This is a genomic window from Streptomyces sp. NPDC001027 (assembly GCF_040299045.1).
Taxonomy (GTDB): Bacteria; Actinomycetota; Actinomycetes; order Streptomycetales; family Streptomycetaceae; genus Streptomyces.
Map to the genome: position 1 here is coordinate 1 of NZ_JBEPBI010000390.1, position 5029 is coordinate 5029.

Sequence of the window (5029 nt, forward strand, 5' to 3'; positions counted from 1 at the left end):
GGGGCCGCCGGCGCCGGGGCGGCGGCGGGCAGGGCCTTCTTCGGCTTCGTGGTGGTCTTCGTGGTCTTCTTCGTGCCCGCCTGGCCCTCCAGGCGGTACGGGCGGACGCCGGTGCGCCGGACGTTCTTCGCCCATTCCGCCGCCGCGATGGACACCGAGCCCGCCGCGAGCCCGAACTGCGCCTCTATCGCCGCGTGGCTGGAGGGGATGAGCCCGTGCCGCCACCGGGTGCCGCTCGGCGGGCTGATGACGAAGCCGTCGCTGCCGTGCACGCCGAACTCCGCGACCCGGCTGGCGGCGTGGAAGGCGCCGCAGACGTAGAGGCAGTCGGCGGGGTCGGCGCCGGTGGCGGTCAGATGCTCGCGCATCCTCGTCCACATGTACCGTTCGCGGTCCTCGTCGACCCGCACCTTCCCGGGGTCGCCGGGGGCGAGGCGGCGGAAGAGGCTGCCGATGAGCAGCATCACCTGACGGTAGGTGTCGTGGTCACTGTCGCCGAGGGGCAGCTCCACGTACTGGTGCCACCACTCCGACCAGTGCCGCACCCGGCCGTGACGCAGCAGGTGCTGCTCCAGCTCGGCGAACCGCGGGCGCAGGTCGCCGATCTCCACGCCGACGGCGTCGCCGTGCAGGGCCGCCTCCTCCTGCGCCTCGGGCACGTCGGCGCCGCCCTCGGCCAGGGGGTCGGCGCCTGGGTCGGTCTCCCACTGGAAGACGTGGTCCGAGGAACGGTCGACGAGGACCAGTTCGACGCCCGGCGTGTCGAGCGCGTAGGCGATGGCCTGGTACTCGGCCGAGGCCTCGGTGACCGGCGCGACCACCGACAGCGGCGACCAGTCGGCGGGGAAGCCCTCGAGCTCGGTGGCGAACGACTGCACCGCCACCGGCAGCCGGCAGTTGCGCAGCTCGGTGAGGAGCGGCGCCATGTCCTCGCACAGCTCGAGGTAGACGACCTTCGGCTGCCTCTCGCGCAGTCGGCGCGCCATGGCGATCGCCGACGCCGGCGAGTGGTGGCAGACGGGGAAGATCTCCAGCGGCTCGCGCACGGCCCGCTCGACGTCGTCGACGATGCCCCGCAGGATGCCCTCCAGGGCTCCGGGTCCGTCGGCGAACGCCGTGGCGGCGTCGTGCAGTTGACCGCGCAGCGCGTCGAAGGCGCCGCTCATGACAGGGTCGCGATGGCGTCGCGGCCGCCTTCGAGGAACTCCGGCCAGCAGCCGCCCTCTTCCTTGCTGCGCGGTTCGACGACGCCGTGCAGGTACTTGTTGAGGATGGCGAGGTCCTCGGGTGCGCGCCGGGCCAGCGAGCCGACGAGGGAGGAGGCGAGGGTGCGGGCGGTGAGGGCGCGCTCGCCGAAGAAGTCGCTGTGCAGGACCGCGTCCTCCAGGACGCCGATCTGCTCGGCGGTGGACAGGGCGGACTCCAGCTTCTCGTCGTCGCTGCCGGCGGCCGCCGAGGAGGCCCGCAGGTCGGCGAAGCTCTGCAGCAGCACGTCGAGCAGGGTCGGCGGGACGTCCAGCTCGATGCGGTGGCGGCGCAGCAGTTCCTCGGTGCGGAAGCGGACGATCTCCGCCTCGCTCTTCTTGTTGGTGACGACGGGGATGCGGACGAAGTTGAAGCGGCGCTTGAGCGCTGAGGAGAGGTCGTTGACGCCGCGGTCGCGGCTGTTGGCGGTGGCGATGACGGAGAAGCCGGGCTTGGCGAACACGATGTTGTCGCTGTCCCGGTCGCTGCCCAGTTCCGGGACGGAGATGTACTTCTCGGAGAGGATCGAGATCAGCGCGTCCTGGACGTCGCTGGTGGAGCGGGTGAGCTCCTCGAAGCGGCCGATGGCGCCGGTCTCCATGGCGGTCATGATCGGCGAGGGGATCATCGACTCCCTCGACTGGCCCTTGGCGATGACCATGGAGACGTTCCACGAGTACTTGATGTGGTCCTCGGTGGTGCCGGCGGTGCCCTGCACGACCAGGGTGGAGTTGCGGGAGATCGCGGCCGACAGCAGTTCGGCCAGCCAGCTCTTGCCGGTGCCGGGGTCGCCGATGAGCAGCAGGCCGCGGTCGGAGGCGAGGGTGACGATGGAGCGCTCGACGAAGCTGCGGTCGCCGAACCACTTCGGGGCGATCTCCCGGTCGAGGCCGTCGGCGCGCTCGGAGCCGAGGACGAACAGCCGGACCATCTTCGGCGAGAGCCGCCAGGAGAACGGCTTGGGGTTGTCGTCGATCGACTCCAGCCAGTCGAGTTCCTCGGCGTACTTGAGTTCGGCGGGGGCGCGCAGCAGGTCGGTCATCGGGGGCCTTTCGAAAGGAGGGGTGCGGGTCAGGTGAGGAACGTCTTCAGCTCGTGGACGAGCTTGTCGATGCGGCCCGAGATCACGGGTGTGCCGAGCGCCTTGAACCGTTCCCGGAACCAGGGGTTGACCTCTTGCCGGCCGAAGCTGGTGACCGAGCCGACGGGGATGAACTTGACGCCGGATCGGTGGACTTCCTCGATGCCCTCGAACAGGGGCTGGGAGCGGTCGAACTCGTAGAAGTCCGAGATCCACACCATGGCGGTGTTCTTGGGCTCGGCGATCTTCGGACGGGCCATGGCCATGGCGACCGGTCCGTCGTTCCCGCCGCCGAGCTTGGTGCGCAGCAGCACCTCGAACGGCTCACGCACCCAGGGAGTGAGGTCGAGCGCCCGGGTGTCGTAGGCGATCAGGTGCACGTCGACCTTGGGCAGTCCGGCGAAGATCGACGCGAGGATGGTGCAGTTGACCATGGAGTCGAGCATCGAGCCGGACTGGTCCACGACCACGATGAGCCGCTGCGGGGTCGTTCTGCGGGCGGTGTGCCGGTAGTAGAGGCGGTCGACGTAGAGGCGTTCCTCTTCGGGGCTGTAGTTGGTGAGGTTCTTCCAGACGGTCCGGTCGAGGTCGAGGTTGCGGTACACGCGCTTGGGCGGCACCGAACGGTCGATCGCGCCCACGGTGGCCTTCTCCACCTGGGTGCGCAGCACGTCGGCGACCTCGTCGACGAAGCGGCGGATGAGCGCCTTGGCGTTGGCCAGGGCGACGCCGGAGAGGTTGTTCTTGTCGCGGAGCAGTTGCTCGACGAGCGACATGCTCGGGGTGAGCCGTGCGGCCAGTGCAGGGTCGGCGAGCACTTCGCGCAGGTGCATGCGCTGCACCAGGTCGGCTTCCACGCCGGCCAGTTCGGGGCCGATCCCCGGGGCGGGGCCGCCCGCGCCGGCGGCCGGACCCCGGCCGCCGCGCAGCTCGCCCGGGCGGCATCCGAGGGCCCGCTCCAGCCACCCGGCGTCACTCTGCCACCGGGACAGCTGCTCGGCGCTGACGGCTCCGGCGCCCGTGGCGAAGACGTTCAGCAGCACCTTGGACACGAGCGCGGCCCGCCGCACCTCGTCGGCACGGTCACGGCCGCCGTCGCCGGAGGCTCCGGCTCCGGCTCCGGCTCCGGGTTCCGCCTCGGCTCCGGCTTCGGCTTCGGGAACCATCAATCCGTCGAATTCCGCCGCGAGTTCCGGGTGGCGCTGCACGAGGGAGTCAACGGAGGACTGCGGGTCCAGCAGGGCGGCCGGCAGCCCGATGTCCTCGACGACGGCGAGGCTCGCCGACTCCAGGGCGATCTGCTCCTCGGAGTCGAAGAGCCGGGCCAGCAGCCGCCAGTAGAGAACCTGCCGGCGGTTGTCGTGGGGGACGGCCGGGACCGCAGGGTCGGCGGAGACGGCGGGCGTCGTGGGAGCCCCGGGATCCGAATGCAGCATGTCGTCGCTCATTTCCGCAGCAGCCTTCCCGCCCGTTCGCGCAGGACCGTCACGGCGTCGGTGGCGGCCTTCTCGGCCCGGGCGCCGGCCTTGTCGGCGGTGCCGCCGGCCCACCCGCCCGCGTGCAGGGCGACGGCCTTCCTGCGCACGGTGGTCTCGACGGCGAGCGGCTGAAGACGCAGGCCCCCGTCGTCCCAGCGGAGCAGGCCCACACAGGCGCGGGAGTCGGCGACGGCCTCGGGCGTGAGCGGTCCGGCGGCCGGGATGCGGTCGGTGTCGACCAGAAGCTCGCGGCCGGCGACGGTGAAGGTGAGGACGTCGCCCTCCTGCCGCCGGTCGTAGCCCTCCAGGAAGACGGGCTCGGCGAGGCGCGCGGGATGGCGGTTCAGGGGCGCGGTGGGCGGCGCGACGGCGGCCGGCAGGACGACCCGCGCGGTGGCGAGGGCGTCGGCGGGGTCGCCGGGGTGGGCCCGGGCGTCGTCCCAGAGGAGGTCGCCCTCCTCGGTGAGAGGCATGGCGTCGAGTTCCATCGAACGGCCCTCGCCGAGGGCGGCGAGCAGCGAGAGGTGCGGCCGCAGCAGTTGCCAGACGCCGGCCGCGACCACGGTGTCCGGCTTCGGCGCGCTGACGCTTGCGCGGACCAGCCGCGGCGCGCTGCCGTCGGCCGGTTCGAAGACCGCGTGGACCTGGGCCTGTGCGGCGGTGGCGTGTTCGTGGAGGTCGACGCCGAGCGGCAGGAGCCGGCCGGTGACGGCGCCGGCCACAGGGGTGTCGGCCGCGCCGGGAACGGTGAGCAGCAGGGCGCGGGACCACAGGTCGGCCCACCGGCGTTCCGGGACGCGCTCCAGAGCGGCGCCGGGGCAGGATGCGGCGAGTTCGGCGGCGAATCCGTCGAGCAGGGTGGCCAGTCGGCGCAGACCGGGTTCCGGCAGCATGGCGGAGACGATCGGGGCGGCTCCGCCGGCCAGCTCGTGGTCGATGCCCAGCCAGCCGGTGCGGGCGAGGTCCGCGAGCCAGGCGCGGGCCGCCGCCAGCAGGTTCACCGTCGTGCGCGGGCCGGCGGCCGCGGGGGCCGGCTCCTCGCGAAGCCGGCCGCTCAGTTCGTCGGCGCTCACGACGAGGGCGTCGTGCACGGCGCCGAGCAGGGCGGTGCGGGCGGCGGCGAGGGCGACGTGGTTCTCCACTCGCGCGGCGCCGGCCGCGGAGTTCACCGCCGACTCAACCTCACGGGCGGCCCGCGGGCTGCAGGAGACCGCGCGGGCGAGGT

General features: G+C 72.5%; 3 protein-coding genes and 1 pseudogene. All 4 read right to left on the minus strand.

The genetic code is table 11. The features are described 5' to 3' along the window. A pseudogene (locus ABT300_RS41275) lies at positions 1-1166 on the minus strand (DUF5682 family protein); the annotation flags it as partial. Then, the gene (locus ABT300_RS41280) at positions 1163-2287 is read right to left on the minus strand and encodes an ATP-binding protein (RefSeq protein ID WP_351687521.1); all 1125 of its coding nucleotides are present in this window, start codon (positions 2285-2287) and stop codon (positions 1163-1165) included. The gene ABT300_RS41280 and the pseudogene ABT300_RS41275, both read right to left, overlap by 4 nt. Before the next feature lie 29 nt (positions 2288-2316). Beyond that, complete coding sequence (locus ABT300_RS41285; RefSeq protein ID WP_502978102.1) at positions 2317-3762, minus strand: VWA domain-containing protein; 1446 nt, start codon at positions 3760-3762, stop codon at positions 2317-2319. 8 nt (positions 3763-3770) lie between these two features. Continuing rightward, a partial coding sequence (locus ABT300_RS41290; protein WP_351687527.1) for a hypothetical protein occupies positions 3771-5029 on the minus strand: 1259 nt, incomplete at its 5' end.